This window comes from Azospirillum agricola (assembly GCF_020005195.1).
In the GTDB taxonomy this organism is placed as follows: domain Bacteria; phylum Pseudomonadota; class Alphaproteobacteria; order Azospirillales; family Azospirillaceae; genus Azospirillum; species Azospirillum agricola.
Genome location: NZ_JAIFZR010000004.1, coordinates 796633 through 810954 on the forward strand (window position 1 = coordinate 796633; position 14322 = coordinate 810954).

At 72.0% G+C, this 14322-nt stretch carries 15 protein-coding genes; 7 read left to right on the plus strand and 8 right to left on the minus strand.

Annotation, left to right across the window (positions count from 1 at the left end; genetic code table 11):
- Positions 1–39 precede the first annotated feature (39 nt).
- The 6 genes from JN22_RS12435 to JN22_RS12460 all read left to right on the plus strand — a co-directional run bounded on the left by JN22_RS12435 (position 40) and on the right by JN22_RS12460 (position 6335).
- Entirely contained in the window at positions 40–1965 is a 1926-nt protein-coding gene (locus tag JN22_RS12435; RefSeq protein ID WP_085554211.1) for a TonB-dependent receptor plug domain-containing protein, read from the plus strand.
- Positions 1962–2897 carry an ABC transporter substrate-binding protein gene (locus tag JN22_RS12440; RefSeq protein ID WP_223677693.1) on the plus strand — a complete coding sequence of 312 codons (936 nt, stop codon included), beginning with the start codon at positions 1962–1964 and terminating at the stop codon, positions 2895–2897. The genes JN22_RS12435 and JN22_RS12440 overlap by 4 nt, the downstream gene beginning before the upstream one ends.
- 5 nt (positions 2898–2902) lie before the next feature.
- Positions 2903–3937, plus strand: coding sequence for a FecCD family ABC transporter permease (locus JN22_RS12445; protein WP_143268318.1), 1035 nt, complete (start codon positions 2903–2905; stop codon positions 3935–3937).
- Positions 3937–4740, plus strand: coding sequence for an ABC transporter ATP-binding protein (locus tag JN22_RS12450; protein ID WP_085554213.1), 804 nt, complete (start codon positions 3937–3939; stop codon positions 4738–4740). The genes JN22_RS12445 and JN22_RS12450 overlap by 1 nt, the downstream gene beginning before the upstream one ends.
- A complete protein-coding gene (locus JN22_RS12455) occupies positions 4737–5768 on the plus strand; it encodes a DUF6925 family protein (RefSeq protein ID WP_211099644.1) in 1032 nt (343 codons plus the stop codon). The genes JN22_RS12450 and JN22_RS12455 overlap by 4 nt, the downstream gene beginning before the upstream one ends.
- 150 nt (positions 5769–5918) lie before the next feature.
- Complete coding sequence (locus tag JN22_RS12460; protein WP_085554214.1) at positions 5919–6335, plus strand: nuclear transport factor 2 family protein; 417 nt, start codon at positions 5919–5921, stop codon at positions 6333–6335.
- Positions 6336–6413: 78 nt separating this feature from the next.
- On the opposite strand, the gene bfr (JN22_RS12465) is transcribed toward JN22_RS12460, so the two are convergent.
- The 8 genes from bfr (JN22_RS12465) to JN22_RS12500 form a co-directional block, all read right to left on the minus strand.
- Positions 6414–6890, minus strand: a complete 477-nt coding sequence (gene bfr / locus JN22_RS12465; protein ID WP_085554215.1) for a bacterioferritin — start codon at positions 6888–6890, stop codon at positions 6414–6416.
- Positions 6891–6901: 11 nt separating this feature from the next.
- Positions 6902–7384, minus strand: a complete 483-nt coding sequence (gene bfr / locus JN22_RS12470) for a bacterioferritin (protein WP_085554216.1) — start codon at positions 7382–7384, stop codon at positions 6902–6904.
- Between the two features lie 104 nt (positions 7385–7488).
- Complete coding sequence (locus tag JN22_RS12475; protein WP_143268275.1) at positions 7489–7878, minus strand: hypothetical protein; 390 nt, start codon at positions 7876–7878, stop codon at positions 7489–7491.
- An 18-nt stretch (positions 7879–7896) separates the two neighbouring features.
- The gene (locus tag JN22_RS12480; protein ID WP_085554217.1) at positions 7897–9324 is read right to left on the minus strand and encodes an FAD-containing oxidoreductase; all 1428 of its coding nucleotides are present in this window, start codon (positions 9322–9324) and stop codon (positions 7897–7899) included.
- Positions 9321–9773 (minus strand): DUF4126 family protein, encoded by a 453-nt coding sequence (locus JN22_RS12485; protein ID WP_449658095.1) that lies wholly within the window; start codon positions 9771–9773, stop codon positions 9321–9323. The genes JN22_RS12480 and JN22_RS12485 overlap by 4 nt, the downstream gene beginning before the upstream one ends.
- A gap of 135 nt (positions 9774–9908) precedes the next feature.
- Complete coding sequence (locus JN22_RS12490; protein ID WP_085554219.1) at positions 9909–10538, minus strand: response regulator transcription factor; 630 nt, start codon at positions 10536–10538, stop codon at positions 9909–9911.
- 19 nt (positions 10539–10557) lie between these two features.
- On the minus strand, positions 10558–12201 hold the full coding sequence (locus JN22_RS12495) for an ATP-binding protein (RefSeq protein ID WP_223677694.1): 1644 nt from the start codon (positions 12199–12201) through the stop codon (positions 10558–10560).
- A gap of 112 nt (positions 12202–12313) precedes the next feature.
- Positions 12314–13573 carry a Glu/Leu/Phe/Val family dehydrogenase gene (locus JN22_RS12500; RefSeq protein WP_085554220.1) on the minus strand — a complete coding sequence of 420 codons (1260 nt, stop codon included), beginning with the start codon at positions 13571–13573 and terminating at the stop codon, positions 12314–12316.
- 317 nt (positions 13574–13890) lie between these two features.
- On the opposite strand from JN22_RS12500, the gene JN22_RS12505 reads away from it, so the two are divergent.
- Positions 13891–14283 (plus strand): GreA/GreB family elongation factor, encoded by a 393-nt coding sequence (locus tag JN22_RS12505; protein WP_085554221.1) that lies wholly within the window; start codon positions 13891–13893, stop codon positions 14281–14283.
- Positions 14284–14322 lie beyond the last annotated feature (39 nt).

Sequence of the window (14322 nt, forward strand, 5' to 3'; positions counted from 1 at the left end):
TCGCGGTGACGTGCCACCGGCGTCCCGCCCGAGGTCCCCATGCCCGCCTTCGTTCCGCGTCCCACCCGGACGCTGCCGCTCGCCATCCTGTTCGGCGGCGCTTTCCTTCCCCTTTCCGCTTTGGCGCAAGGCACCGCCACCCAAAGCACCAGTGTGGCCCTGCCGGCGCTGTCGGTGACGGCCAACCGCGTCCCCACCCCGGCCGCCGAGACCGGCAGCGCCCTGACCGTCCTCACCGGCGAGGAGCTGGAACAGCGCCAGACCCGTCTCCTGTCCGACGTGCTCCGCGAGGTGCCGGGCGTCGCCGTCAACCGCACCGGCCCGGTCGGCACGCTGACCCAGGTCCGCATCCGTGGATCGGAAGGCAACCAAACCCTGGTCATCGTCGACGGGATCGAGATGAACGACCCGTCCTCCGGCTCCGAATACGACTTCGCCAACCTGCTGGCCGGCGACGTCGAGCGGGTCGAGGTGCTGCGCGGGCCGCAGAGCGCGCTCTACGGTTCCGACGCGGTCGGCGGCGTCATCAACATCGTCACCAAGCGCGGACAGGGGCCGCTCTCGGCCAAGGCGGCGGTGGAGGGCGGCTCCTTCGGCACGCTGGCCGGACGCGCCTCGGTCGCCGCCGGGAACGAGCGCTACGACGCGGCCCTCAGCGGCCAGGGGGTGCTCAGCGACGGCGTCTCGGTCGCCGACAGGCGGCGCGGCAATCCCGAGAAGGACGGCTACCGCAACGGCACGCTGGCCGGCAACGTCGCCCTGCGTCCGACCGGCAACAGCGAGATCGGCGTGGTCGGCCGCTACACCCGCTTCCGCGCCGACACCGACGATTTCGTCGGCGGACGCGGCGCCGTGGACAGCGGCACCGACACCAGCGGCGAGCAGTATTTCGGCCGGCTCCAGGGCAAGGTCGCCTTCTTCGACGGGCGCTGGGAACACATCGCCGGCGTCTCCCACGGCAACCAGCAGCGCGACTACCGCAACGCCGCCAAGACCGTCACCAGCTCCTACGAGGGCCGCAAGACCAAGCTCGACTACCAGACCAACCTGACGCTGACCGGCGGTCCGGCCGAGCATGTGCTGACCGCCGCCGTCGAGCATGAGGACGAGAAGGCGATCAGCAAGAGCAGCTTTTCCAACTTCGACCGCTCGATCGGCTCCACCGGGCTGGTCGGCCAGTACAAGCTCGGCCTGTTCGAGCGGCTGACCCTGACCGGCAGCGTCCGCCACGACGACAACGACCTGTTCCGCGACGCCACCACCTGGCGCACGACCGCCGCGTACCTGATCGACGCCACCGGCACCAAGCTGCGCGCCTCCTACGGCACCGGGGTGAAGAACCCGACCCTGTTCGAGCTGTACGGCTACACCGCCACCTACGCCGGCAACCCGGACCTGAAGCCGGAGAAGGCGCGCGGTTGGGACGCCGGCTTCGACCAGCCGCTTTGGGGCAGGCGGGCGTCGCTGGATGCCACCTACTTCAACCAGCGCATCCGCGACCTGATCACCGGAACCGGACGGACCTCGGTCAACATGCCCGGCGAATCGCGGGTGCGCGGCGTCGAGCTGGGGCTGTCGGTCGAGCCGGTCGACAAGCTGGTGCTGCGCGGCTCCTACACCCTGACCGACGGCGAGGATTCCACGGGGACCGAGCTGGTGCGCCGGCCCAGGCAGCTCGCCAGCCTGAACGTCAACTACCGCTTCCTCGACGACCGCGCCAGCGCGAACCTCGGCATCGTCCACAACGGGCGGGCCAGCGACTGGGCCTACGACGCCGCCTACAACCGGCAGGTCGTCCATCTGGCGCCCTACACGCTGGTCAATCTGGCGGGCTCCTACAGGCTGACCGAACAGGTCGACCTCTTCGGCCGTGTCGAGAACCTGTTCAACCGCCATTACGAGGAGGTCTGGACCTACGGCGCCCCCGGCCGCGCCGGCTATGTCGGGCTGCGGCTGTCGCTGTGAGGCTGCCGCTTCTTCTCGGGCTGGCCGCCGCCGTCCTGCCCCTCGCGGGCGGGCCGGCGCTGGCCGGCGGCGACGCGCCGCGGGGCAAGCCGCAGCGCATCGTCTCGCTGAACCTCTGCGCCGACGAGCTGCTGCTGCGGCTGGTCGGGCCGGAGCGCGTCGCCTCGGTGACATGGCTGGCGCGCGACCCGCGCGGCTCCACCGTGGCGGCGCTGGCCGCCGCCGTCCCGGTCAACCGTGGGCTGGCGGAGGAGGTCGTGCCGCTGCGCCCCGATCTGGTGCTCGCCGGCCGATACACCACGCGCACGGCGGTCGGGCTGCTGAGGCGGCTCGACATTCCATTGCTGGAATTGGACGTCCCGCAGACGGTCGAGGGGGTGGCCGGGCAGATCCGCATGGTGGCCCAGGCGGTCGGCGAGCCGGAGCGCGGCGAGGAGCTGGTCGCCGGCATGACCGCCCGCCTCGACGCGCTGGCCGCCACGGCGCCGGAGCGGCGCACAACAACGGCGCCGCCGGAACGGCGCACGGAAACAGCGGCGCCGGAGCGGCGCATGGCAACAGCGGCGCCGGAGCGGCGCCCGACGGCGGTGGTGCTGCGGCCGAACGGCTTCGTCGCCGGCTCCGGCTCGCTGGTCGACGCGCTGATGACCCGCGTCGGGCTCGACAACCTCGCCGACCGCCTGCCGCTGGGCAGCCAGGGCGCCCTGCCGCTGGAGGCCATCATCCTCGGCGGCGCCGAGCGGCTGATCGTCGACGCCGCCCCCGACGCGCCGCCCTCGCTGGCCCACGCGATGCTGCATCACCCGGCGGTCGAGGCGCTGGCGACGCGCGTCCGCACGGTCGCCCTGCCCTCGCGGCTGTGGACCTGCGCCGGACCGCAGATCGCCGACGCCGCCGAACTGCTGGCCGCCGCCCGGGAACCCGCGCCATGAGCACAATGAGCGAAAGCCTCCACCCCGCCCCCCTTCCCCTGGACGAGCGCGTCCCCTACCCGGCCCTGGTCGCCGGGCTGGCGCTGCTGGCGGCGGCGCTGGGGCTGGCCTCCGTCGTCATCGGCTATGTCCCCTTCGACCTCGGCGCCGCGTTCGGCGACCTTCTGGACGGCCGCGCCACCCTGCCGGCCCTGGTGCTGGCCGAGCTGCGGCTGCCGCGCGCGGCGCTCGGGCTGCTGGTCGGCTTCAGCCTCGGCCTGACCGGGGCGGCGATGCAGGGCTGGCTGCGCAACCCGCTGGCCGAGCCGGGCCTCGTCGGGGTGTCGAGCGCCGCCGCCCTGGGCGCCGTGATCGTCTTCTACAGCGGGCTGTCGGCGACCCTGGCGCTGGCGCTGCCGCTCGGCGGCATGGCCGGCGCGGCGGCGGCGGCGCTGCTGCTGAACATCATGGCGGCGCGCGGCGCCGGGACCACGACCCTGGTCATCGGCGGCATCGCCATCAACAGCCTCGCCGGGTCGCTGACCGCGCTGGCGCTCAACCTCGCCCCCAACCCCTACGCGGCGCTGGAGATCGTCTTCTGGCTGATGGGCTCGCTGGCCGACCGCGGCACCGACCAGCTCCGGCTGGTGCTGCCGCCGATGCTGGCCGGCTGGGCGCTGACCCTGTCGGCCGCCCGCGCGCTCGACGCCCTGACGCTGGGGGAGGACACCGCGCGCAGCCTCGGCTTCGACCTCGCGGCGCTGCGGATGCGGCTGATCGCCGGGGCGGCGCTGGCGGTCGGCAGCGCCGTGTCGGTGACGGGCGCCGTCGGCTTCGTCGGGCTGGTGGCGCCGCACCTGCTGCGCCCGCTGGTCGGCGCGCGGCCGGGCCGGCTGCTGCTGGTCAGCGGGCTGGCGGGGGCCTCGCTGACGCTGGCCGCCGACATCGCCGTGCGCCTGCTGCCGACCCGGCCGGAGCTGAAGCTGGGTGTCGTCACCGCGCTGATCGGCGCGCCCTTCCTGATCGCCCTGATCTGGCGGCTGCGCCGCGAGGAGGCGTGATGCGCATCGACGCCACCGCCGTCGCGGCGGCCGCCGGCGGACGCGGCATCCTGTCCGGGGTGACGCTCGGCATCGAGGCCGGCCGCTTCACCGGGCTGATCGGCCCGAACGGAGCGGGCAAGACGACGCTGCTGCGCATCCTCGCCGGCCTCGCCCCGCCGGCCGCCGGGAGCGTGACCTTCGACGGCGAGAGCGCCGCCCGGATCGGCCGCCGCGCGCTGGCCCGCCGCATCGCCTATCTGGCGCAGGACGGGCCGGTGCATTGGCCGCTGCGCGCCGAGGCGCTGGTGATGCTCGGCCGCCTGCCCCACCGGGGCGCCCTGGGGGGCGTCACCACCGCCGACCGGACGGCGGTGGAGCGCGCGCTGACGACCACCGGCACGCTGTCCCTGCGCCACCGGATCGTCGGCACCCTGTCGGGCGGCGAGCGTCTGCGGGTGCTGCTGGCGCGCACGCTCGCCACCGAGGCGTCCCTGCTGCTGGCCGACGAGCCGGTCGCCGCCCTCGACCCGCGCCACCAGCTGGAGACGATGGCCCTGCTGCGCGACGCCGCGCGGGCCGGCACCGGGGTGGTCGCGGTGCTCCACGACCTGGCGCTGGCCGCCCGCTTCTGCGACCGGCTGATCCTGCTGGCCGACGGCGCCGTCCGCGCCGACGGCCCGCCCGCCGCCGTCCTCACCGACGAGCGCCTGCGCGACTCCTACGGCATCGCCGTGCATCGCGGCGCGGTCGACGGCCAGCCCTTCCTGCTGCCCTGGACCGCCCTTTCCTCCGCATCCCCGAAGGACACGCCCCCATCATGACCGACGCCCTTCCCCATCCCGGCCCGTCCGGACTGGCCGCCCTGCTGCGCCATGCCGTCGGCGACCCGGACACCGCCTGGAGCCTCGGCTCCTTCGGCGCCGTCGCCGAGTTCATGCGCGACCCCGGCGAAACGGTGCGGCTCGGCGAGCGCGACGCCGGCGGCGCCATGGTGCTGGAGGCGCGCACGGCGCGCGGCGGCCTGCGGATCCGGCTCGATCCCGCCCTGCGCCCCTTCGCCTTCGAAACCGCCGCCGGCACCGGCTGGAGCCAGTCGGTCGCCCTCTGCCTGCCCGCCGGCGCCTGCGCCATGGCCGGCCGCCGCGTGGTGACCGAGCTGGGGCCGGACAGCGACGCCATCGACCCGAAGGACCGCGAGGCGATCCTGTTCGACCTCGGGCTCGACCTGCCGCAGACCGACGCCTGCGTGCGCTCCGCCGATCCCCGTGTGATCGAGCGGATCCGCGCCGGAGCCGGCCTGCCGATGTTCGACCCGGACAGCCCGCTGCGCGACGCGTGGCCGGCGCTCAGCCCCGAGCGGATCTTCGTCTGCCGCTTCGGCCGGATCGAGGTGAGCCAGCCGATCCCGCCCCCCGACGGCCGCAGTCCGGAAGGGCCGCACACCCACGTCCTGCCCCGGCTGCTGGCGGCCCGCCGCACCCACGCGGCGACCGCGCCGATTCCCGAGGGCTGGACGCCCTGCCTGCATCTCTTCCCGCCGCACCCGCTGAAGGATCCGACGGGCCGGCCGATCCCCTTCGACGCGGCCCGCCACGCCGCCTTCCAGACCCTGCTGGAGCACTGGGGCGATCCGTCCCTGACGGCGTTCAAGCGCGACATCCGCGGCCGGCTGGACCGCGGCGAGCCACCCGCCGCCGAGTCGGAGCTCGACCGCTTCCAGCGCATGACGGTGCGCGCCACCCTGCGGCAGGTTGCGGCCATGGGCGCCTCCGCTCCCCGGCTGGCCGAGTGGAGCGCCCGCTTCGACCGGCCCGAGCCCGGCCCGGACGCGGCCCCGTCCGATCACTGACGCGCCCGGCGCGGACCGGAGGCGGGAAACCGGAGGCGGGCGGGCCGGAAAACGAAGGCTCGGCTTTTCCTTTTTCCCGGAAAAATTGCCTACGCAAGAGCGGCCACCCGGCCGTAGGATGGGGCTTCACCGTCGCAGCGAGGCACGAGGATGGCACAGACCGACATCGACCTGCTCCGGGACCTCTACCGGCGCTACAGCGTCGGCGACATCGCCCCGCTGTTCGAGCGGCTGGCACCCGACGTCGAATGGGTGTCCGGGCACCGCTCTCCGGCCCTGGCCTCCTTCTCCGGCATCTTCCACGGGCCGGGCGGGGTGCGCCGCTATTTCGAGGGGCTGGCGCGGGACTGGACCATCACCCGGCACGACATGCGGACCATCGGCGAGGAGGACGGCCGGATCGTCGCCCGCAACCGGGTCGAAGCCGTCAACAACGCCACCGGAAAGCCGGTGGAGGTCACCACCGAGCATCGCTGGGTCCTGCGCGACGGGCTCATCCGGCGCTTCGAGGAACGCTGCGAGGACGAGGCCCTGCTGGAAGCCGCCTGCCCTCCCTGCGGCCCGTAGGCCGGACGCCAAAAGGCCGGCGCGGCGTTCGTTCCGCGCCGGCCCTTCCTCAGGCCGTCATCCGTCGGCGGACGCCGTTCAGCCGATCTCGCCCATCGCCGTCTGGAGGTAGTTCTCCAGACCGACGCTGCCGATCAGGCTGATCTGCGTCTCCAGGAAGTCGATCCGCTCCTCGGTCTCCTCGAGAATCTCGGAGAGTTCCTCGCGCGACACGTAATCGGCCTTCTCCTCGCAGACCGCGATGGCGGCGACCAGACGGTCGCGCGCGTCGCGCTCGGCGCCGAGATCGCCCTCCAGCATCTCCGGCACGTCCTCGCCGATGCGCAGCTTGCCGAGATCCTGGAGGTTGGGGATCGCCTCGATGAAGAGGATGCGCTCGATCACCTCGTCGGCGCTCTTCATCACCTCGATGGAGGCGTGGTACTCCCACTTGCCGAGACCCTTGAGGCCCCAGTTCTTCAGCATGCGGGCGTGCAGGAAATACTGGTTGATGAGGGTCAGCTGGTCCTTGAGGACGATTTGCAGCTGGCCGATGACGTCGGGGTTGCCCTTCATGACCTTGCTCCTCAGGTGGACGGCGTGCCGGCCGACGATTGCAGATAGTTGTGCAGGCCCATCCGGTCGATCAGGCCGATCTGCTGCTCCAGCCAATGGGCGTGGTCTTCCTCGGTGTCGACGAGAAGGTCGAGGAGGATGCGGCGGGTGTCGTAATCCTTGACCTGCTCGCAATAGGCGATGGCTTCCTTCAGCGCGGCCACCACCTCGAACTCCAGCGTCAGGTCGTTGCGCAGCATCTCCGGCACGTCCTTGCCGATGCGCAGCGGGTCGCGGCTGGCGACGTCGGGCGTGCCGTCCAGGAACAGGATGCGACGGATCAGCTTGTCGGCGTGCTCCAGCTCGTCGTGGCGCTCGTGGGCGATCCGGTCGTACAGCGCCTTGAAGCCCCAGTTCTCCATCATCCGGGAGTGCGCAAGATACTGGTCGGCGGCGCTCAGCTCCCCGGTCAGCAGCTTGTTGAGCCGGTCTATGACTCCCTGATTTCCTTGCATGGTCGATGCTCCCGAATATCCGTTGGAAAGGAGCATCACACAGCTTCGCGAGATTTTCAATACACATCAAATAACAATCGTCAACTTCAAAATGATAATGAGTATCATTTTGTCACACCGCCCAGCATCCCGTGACGGTGCGAAGGAACCGCCGCATCACCGGACTGCCGATATTGTAAGCAATGGCTCAATCGGCAGTCATTGAGAATGACTATCGCCTTCAGCTCGATCCAATACTGCTGACAGTCAGTCGCAGACGCATCCGCAAGGACTCGGATCGGACATTGGGACGGAATGGCGGCCGGCGGACCCCCTTCACCAGCGGGACGCGGGGGATTTCGCGAGCGGGTTTTCCCAGCCCACCACGAAGGCCGGGCGGCGACCAGGGCCGCCTCGGGCGACAGCGGCTTGTAGCCCTTGAAGCCGTCGATGGCGTTGCGGCCGCCGGCCAGCCGGATGATGCCCTCCGCCCCGGTGCGGCGGCCGCCAACCATCGGCGGACCGTTGCCGACTCAGCCCGCCGGCCGCAGGTCGCCGAGCAGCGTCGGGATCAGCTCCGAGACGGTCGGGTGGATCGGCACCGCCCGTTGCAGGCTGGTGCAGGGCAATTTCGCGTTCATGACGTCGAGGATGCCGTGGATCGCCTCGTCGCCGCCCGTCCCGAGGATCGCGGCGCCGAGGATGAGCTTGGTTTCCGCATCGACGACGGCGGTCATGAACCCCTGCGTCTCGCCCTTCTCGATCGCCCGCCCGACCCGGCTCATCGGCCGCCGGGCGGTCAGCAGGGGCCGGCCGGTGGCGCGCGCCTGCGCCTCCGTCTGCCCGACGCGGCCGAGCGGCGGGTCGATGTAGAGCGCGTAGGCCGGCACCCGCTCGCTCACCCGCCGCCGCTCGCCGCCTTGCCCGCCGTCTTGTCCGCCGCCTTGTGCGCCGTCGAGCAGGTTGGCGGCGACGATCTCGAAATCGTTGTAGGCGGTGTGGGTGAAGGCGCCCCGGCCGTTGCAGTCGCCGAGCGCCCAGATGCCGGGAACGTTGGTGGCGAGACCGTCGTCGACCTGGATGTAGCCGCGCGAGTCGGTGGCGACCCCCGCCGCGTCGAGGCCGAGATCGTCGGTGTTGGGCCGCCGCCCGACGGCGAGCAGGACATGCGAGCCGACGATCTCCGGATCCCCCGCCCGGCAATCGACGCCGACGGCCACGCCCTCGCCGCGCGGCGCGAGGCGGATGCAGTCCGCCCCCGTCCGCACCGCGATGCCCTCCGCCTCCAGGATGGCGCGGACGGCGTCCGAAACATCGGCATCCTCGCGGGCGATCAGGCGGGGCCCCTTCTCCACGATGGTGACGCGGGCGCCGAAGCGCCGGTGCATCTGGGCGAACTCGAGCCCGATGTAGCTGCCGCCGATCACCACCAGATGCTCCGGCACGCGGTCGAGTTCCAGCATCGAGCGGTTGGTCAGATAGGGAACCTCCCGCACCCCCGGCAGATCCGGCACCGCCGCCCGGCCGCCGACATTCACGAAGATGCGCGGGGCGGTCAGCAACTCCCCGCCGACGCGGATCCGGTCCGGCCCCTCGAAACGGGCGTGCCCGGCGATCACCGTGCAGCCGGCCATGCCGCGCAGCCACGCCTCGACGTTGGCGCGGGCGTTGGCCGCCACCGTGTCGGCGCGGGCCTTGACCCGCGCCATGTCGATGCGCGGCGGCGCGTCGAACAGAATCCCATACTCGGCGCCGCGCCGGGCCAGATGGGCGGCGTAGGCGCTGGCGACCAGCGTCTTGGTCGGCATGCAGCCGGTGTTGACGCAGGTGCCGCCGAACAGATGGCGCTCGACCAGCGCGACCGACATCCCGGCCCCGGTCAGCCGGCCGGCGAGCGACGGCCCCGCCTGCCCGGCCCCGATGACGATGGCGTCGAAACGGCGACTCTCCGGACCGCTCATGGGATCATCCTCACGATCAGGATCGCGCCGGCGATGGCGACCGCATCCTCGATCAGCGCCGCCGGCCGGTCGCTGTTGAAGGCTCCGGCCAGCCGGGCGCGGGCGGCCCGCCCGCCGAGCGTGCCGATCACGGCGCCGGCCGCCCCGGCGACGGCCCCGATCAGCAGGGTCCATTGGTCGCCGCACAGCGCCGCCCCGCACAGGGCCCCCGCCAGGATGCGGGTGCCGAACTGCACGGGAACGGTGCGGCTCGGCGTCGAGGGACGCTGGTCGGCGATCAGCTCCGCGACCGCCAGCGCCGTCAGGATGCGGTGCGCCCAGGGATGGGCGAGCCAGACGAGCCCATCGTGGGTCAGCGGAATCCATCCGAGATGGGCGGCCCAGCTCACCACGGCCGGCGCGGTCATGGCGCGCAGCCCCGCGACGATGCCGATCAACAGCGCAAGCAACGGAATCATCCCGCGACCCCCGCAACAGGCAAGCCGCCGGTCAGTGTGCCTGCGCGGCGGGGAAATGCCAGCCCCTTATCGGCGCCGGACTCTCTTTTCGGGCGAGCGGCCGGGCGGCCCGCCCACCGGCGCGCTTCACGCCAGGTGCATCCACAGCCGCATGAGCTCCGGAACCGTGCGGATGGCGAGCTTGGAGAGGATGTTCGCCCGGTGCGTCTCGACCGTGCGGACGCCGATCCCCAGCCGGTTGGCAATGGCCTTGTTGGTGCAGCCCTCGACCATCAGCCCGGCGACGTCCTTCTCGCGCGCGCTGAGCAGCGCCAGCCGCGCCAGCGCCGATTCCGCCGCCGAGCGGTCGCGGCGCTGGCGGGCGTCGCGCTGCAACGCCTCGTGGACCCGGCGCAGGAACACGTCGTCGTCGAACGGCTTCTCCAGGAAATCGACCGCTCCGGCCTGGAGGGCGGTGACGGCGGCGCGGACGTCGCCATGGGCGGTGATGACGATGACGGGGATGCCCGCGCCGCGCCGCGCCAGCTCCTCCTGAAGCTCCAGCCCGTCCATGAAGGGCATGCGGAGGTCGGCCACCACGCAGCCCGGCTGGTCGGGGCCGTGGCGGTGCAGGAACTCCAGCGCGTTGTCGAAGGTGCGGACGCTCAGCCCGGCGACCTCGACCAGGGCCGCCAGCGCGTCGCGCACCGCCTCGTCGTCGTCGACGATGAAGACGGTCGGCTCGGGAGCGGCGGCGGAATCGGTGGGATCGGTCATGAACAGGCTCGCGGTGCGGTCAGGCGGCTGGAAGGAACATGCGGAACTGGGCGCCCTGCGCCGCCGCCCCCGGCCCGGAGTTGCGCGACAGCCACAGCCGGCCGCCGTGGCTCTCGACGATCGAGCGGCAGATCGGCAGGCCCAGCCCCATCCCCGCCGGCTTGGTGGTGGCGAAGGGGGAGTAGAGCCGGTCGACCATGTCGGCCGGCACGCCGGGGCCGCTGTCCTCGACCTCGAAGGTGACGCCCTCCGACGGCGCCGAGCGGACCCGCAGGACGACCTCGCGGACCGGGCTGTCGGCGGCGGCGATGGCCTCGATGCTGTTGTGGATCAGGTTGAGGAGGATCTGCTCGATCTGGATGCGGTCGGCCAGCACGTCGGGCAGCGGCTCCGCCATGTCCAGCCGGAGCTGGACCCGGTTGTAGGCGGCGTCGGCGCGCACCAGCGCCACCGCCTCGCGGGCGATGCCGGCCGCCGGTTCCGGCACAAGCTGCGGCGAGCCCTTGCCGAGGAAGGTGCGCAGGCCGCGGATGACCTCGCCGGCCCGCTCCGCCTGGGCGACCGCCTTGTCGATCAGCTCGTGGGCGCGCGGCGGGACCTCGCAGCCCTCCAGCACGCGCTGGGCGGCGCGGGTGTAGCTGATCGCCGCCAGCAGCGGCTGGTTCAGCTCGTGCGCCAGCGCCGACGCCATCTCGCCGGTCACCGCCAGCCGGGCGATGTGGGCCAGCTCGGCCTGATGCTCGCGCAGCCGGGCCTCGACCCGGTGGCGCTCGCTGACCAGGGCGCCGAGAAACAGCGCGGTGATGGCCAGCGCCAGCATCAGCGTCTGGTGGTAGACGACCGCGTGCAGGGGGAAGCCGATCAGTTGCAGCCCGGCGATCAGGCCGCTCTGGATGGCCAGCGCGGTCAGCACCGCCCCCGGCAGCCCGTGCGAGACGGCGACCCAGACCAGCGGCAGGAACAGCACGTAGAACAGGTTGAAGCGGCCGTCGCCGACCGGCAGGAAGACGACCAGCAGCGCCGCCGCCGTGGCCGCCGTCTGGGCCGCCGAGGGCGGCTTCGGCAGTCTCCAGGCCGGCGTGCGCCCCGGCTGGTGGAGGATCAGCAGGAACGGGGTCATCACGGCGATGCCGATGGCGTCGCCCAGCCAGTACTGGAAGGCGAGCTGCGGCAGGTCGGCGGCGGCGATCGCCCCGTCGAGCACGAAGATTCCGACGAAGACCGGGGCGACGGCGGCGGCGCTGAGGAAGGCGACGCCGACCAGCCAGCCGACGTCGCGGACCCGCTCCAGCGCCGGGTCGATCGCCACCCGGCGGCGCAGGACATGGGCGGCCACCCCGTAGCCGGCGACGATGGCGAGGTTGGAGAGCAGCAGCGAGCCGACCGAGGCCGGATGCCCGCGCACCACCAGATCGGCGACCACCAGCGTGACGTACACCACCGGCAGGCCGCGCGCGCCCGTCCACAGCAGCAGCGCCATGAACAGCCCGGCCGGCGGGTTCCACGGCGTGATGTTCAGGCTGGGGCGCGGGTGGATGAAGGTCAGCCAGTCGAGCGGCAGATAGACCGCCATGAAGGCGAGCGACAGCAGCAGCAGGTCTCGGCCGGACGGGCTGGCCGCCAGGAAGGCCCCGGCCGGCCGGGTGACGGGTAGCGACGGCATCTCACACGCTTCCTTCGGTCCACGCTCGTGAAGGGCCGCCAGGATACACCGCCGCCCGGCGCGGCGCGCGCCTTACAACCCTCTCCCCGGAGGGAGAGGGCCAGGGCCGCCCTCAGCCGATGAAGAAGGGCTGCGTCCCGTGCGCGGCGATGGCGCTCGCCAGACGCTCCAGCGCGTGGGCGTAGGCGGCGGTGCGCATCGGGATGCCCTTGGACTCCCGCATGTCCCACACCCGGCGGCCCTCGGTCTCCATGATCGTGCGCAGACGCTCGTGGATCTCCTTCAGGTTCCAGTAATAGCCCTGGCGGTTCTGCACCCACTCGAAATAGGACACGGTGACGCCGCCGGCGTTGGCCAGGATGTCGGGCAGCACGATGGCGCCCTTGCCCTCCAGGATGCGGTCGGCCTCGGGCGTGACCGGGCCGTTGGCCAGCTCCAGCACGATGCGGGCCTTGATCGAGCCGGCGTTGCCGGCGTGGATCTGGTCCTCCAGCGCCGCCGGGACCAGCACCTCGCAGGGGATCGCGAGCATCGCGTCGGCATCCACCACCCGGACCCCGCCGCCGGCGAAGGCGGTCACCGAACCGCCGCGCGCCTTGGCCGCCTGCACGGCGTCCGGATCAAGCCCGTCCTCGCAGACGATGGCGCCGCGCGAATCCGACAGGCCGACGATGCGGTAGCCGTCGGCGTGCAGCAGCCGGGCGATGTGCAGGCCGGCGTTGCCGTAACCCTGCACCACCACGCGCTTGCCCGAGTTCGCCAGCCCCAGCTCCTCCTCGAGATGCTTGAGCAGGTAGTAGCCGCCGCGCGCCGTGGCGTCGTCGCGGCCCAGCGAACCGCCGAGCGGCAGCGGCTTGCCGGTGATCACCGCCGGGCTCGGCTGGCGGACGATCGAGCTGTACTCGTCGGCCATCCAGCCCATGATCATCGAGTTGGTGTAGACGTCCGGCGCCGGGATGTCGCGGTCCGGCCCGATCATGCCGGCGAAGGCCTGGACGTAGGCGCGCGACAGCCGCTCCAGCTCGGACTTGGACAGGCTGTGCGGATCGACCTTCACGGCGCCCTTGCCGCCGCCGTAGGGCAGGTTCATCACCGCGCACTTGAAGGTCATCCAGAAGGCAAGCGTCGTCACCTCTTCGACGTTGGACCCCGGATGGAAGCGGATGCCGCCCTTGGTTGGGCCGCGGGTGTCGTCGTAGCGGCAGCGCCAGGCCGGGAAGGAGCGGCGCGAGCCGTCGTCCATCCGCACCGACAGGCGGACGCTCAAGGTCTCCTTGGCGTATTTCAGCTTTTCGAGAACCTCGGAATCCACCTCGACATGCTTCGCCGCTTCGTCCAGACGGCTGAGCGCCCCCGCAAGCAAATCGTCCATCGCGTTGTCCCTCAATCAAATCGGTCAAGTGTCGGATCGGCCCGGCGCGCCGGACGGGGGCGGGCAGTCCCTTCGCAGGGTTCCCCTTGCCGCCCCCCTGGGTGCGCGGGCCGGTTCCTTCTACTCAGGAAAAACCCGGACCGAAATATCCGTAACAATACGGAATTCGTTCAAGGTATTGATAAGTAATGATGTTTTTTCGAGAAAACCTTCAACGCCCGGCCTTCCGTAGTCTTACGGATGGAAGCCGTTCCAGGCCATGGGCAGTATTTGCCGCTGGCCGACGACACTCTTCTCCCACCCATGCGAGGACACCGATGACCGAGGGGGCTGACCATCCGCTGATCTGGATCGGACGCGCGGATTACGGCCGCCTGCTGCGGGCGGCGGAGGGGCTGGCCGCTCGGGCGCCCGAGCTGTCGGCCGTCCTGTCGCGGGAGCTGGAGCGCGCCATCGTCCGCCCCGACGCCGACCTGCCCCGCAGCGTCGTGCGGATGGGCAGCCGCGTGCTGTTCCGCCGCGCCGAGGGGGATTCGGCCGAATGGGGCGTGCTGGTCTATCCGGACCAGACCGCCACGGAGGGCCGGATCGCCGTGGCCTCGCCCCTGGGGGCGGCGCTGATCGGGCTGCGCAAGGGGGACCGCATGGCCTACCTCGACGCCGACGGGACCACCCGCCGCCTGTCGGTCGAGCGCGTCCTTCCGGCCTGACCCCTCCCCGCCTTCTTCGCCCCGCTTCGCCTTGCCGAC

Excerpts from the sequence above, each read along its gene's own strand:
- JN22_RS12480 (WP_085554217.1), bottom strand. The coding sequence starts at position 9,324 with ATGAGCGGTCCGGAGAGTCGCCGTTTCGACGCCATCGTCATCGGGGCC.
- JN22_RS12455 (WP_211099644.1), top strand. The coding sequence starts at position 4,737 with ATGACCGACGCCCTTCCCCATCCCGGCCCGTCCGGACTGGCCGCCCTG.
- JN22_RS12445 (WP_143268318.1), top strand. The coding sequence starts at position 2,903 with ATGAGCGAAAGCCTCCACCCCGCCCCCCTTCCCCTGGACGAGCGCGTC.
- JN22_RS12490 (WP_085554219.1), bottom strand. The coding sequence starts at position 10,538 with ATGACCGATCCCACCGATTCCGCCGCCGCTCCCGAGCCGACCGTCTTC.
- JN22_RS12500 (WP_085554220.1), bottom strand. The coding sequence starts at position 13,573 with ATGGACGATTTGCTTGCGGGGGCGCTCAGCCGTCTGGACGAAGCGGCG.
- bfr (WP_085554216.1), bottom strand. The coding sequence starts at position 7,384 with ATGCAAGGAAATCAGGGAGTCATAGACCGGCTCAACAAGCTGCTGACC.
- JN22_RS12450 (WP_085554213.1), top strand. The coding sequence starts at position 3,937 with ATGCGCATCGACGCCACCGCCGTCGCGGCGGCCGCCGGCGGACGCGGC.
- JN22_RS12435 (WP_085554211.1), top strand. The coding sequence starts at position 40 with ATGCCCGCCTTCGTTCCGCGTCCCACCCGGACGCTGCCGCTCGCCATC.
- bfr (WP_085554215.1), bottom strand. The coding sequence starts at position 6,890 with ATGAAGGGCAACCCCGACGTCATCGGCCAGCTGCAAATCGTCCTCAAG.
- JN22_RS12495 (WP_223677694.1), bottom strand. The coding sequence starts at position 12,201 with ATGCCGTCGCTACCCGTCACCCGGCCGGCCGGGGCCTTCCTGGCGGCC.
- JN22_RS12505 (WP_085554221.1), top strand. The coding sequence starts at position 13,891 with ATGACCGAGGGGGCTGACCATCCGCTGATCTGGATCGGACGCGCGGAT.
- JN22_RS12460 (WP_085554214.1), top strand. The coding sequence starts at position 5,919 with ATGGCACAGACCGACATCGACCTGCTCCGGGACCTCTACCGGCGCTAC.
- JN22_RS12475 (WP_143268275.1), bottom strand. The coding sequence starts at position 7,878 with ATGGTTGGCGGCCGCCGCACCGGGGCGGAGGGCATCATCCGGCTGGCC.